1 protein-coding gene is annotated in these 249 nt (G+C 59.4%); it reads left to right on the top strand.

Annotated elements, in window-relative coordinates:
• The coding region (locus tag N7568_RS24785) for a hypothetical protein (RefSeq protein ID WP_261612304.1) at positions 1–195 on the top strand (195 nt) is incomplete at its 5' end.
• Positions 196–249: the final 54 nt, after the last annotated feature.

The raw sequence follows: 249 nt of genomic DNA on the forward strand, positions 1-249 counted from the left end.
GAATACGGCCGGCAGTCCACCATCATGAGCCGTATTGATGAGCTGGTGCTGCTGCTGGACCAGTGGTGCACCTGGGGCACCAACGGCGAGTATTTCAACTCCGACAACCCGACGCTCGACGGGGAAACGCGCGTCACGGTGCTGGAGCTGCTGAGCCTGGAAGACAGCCCCCACCTGCTTTCCGCGGTGCTGTAGTCGCTCATCCTGGCAATTCAGGAAAAAATGTTCCACTCGTCGCGCAAGCTGAAA

Origin of the sequence: Paenarthrobacter aurescens (assembly GCF_025421775.1) — a bacterium.
GTDB lineage: Bacteria > Actinomycetota > Actinomycetes > Actinomycetales > Micrococcaceae > Arthrobacter > Arthrobacter aurescens_B.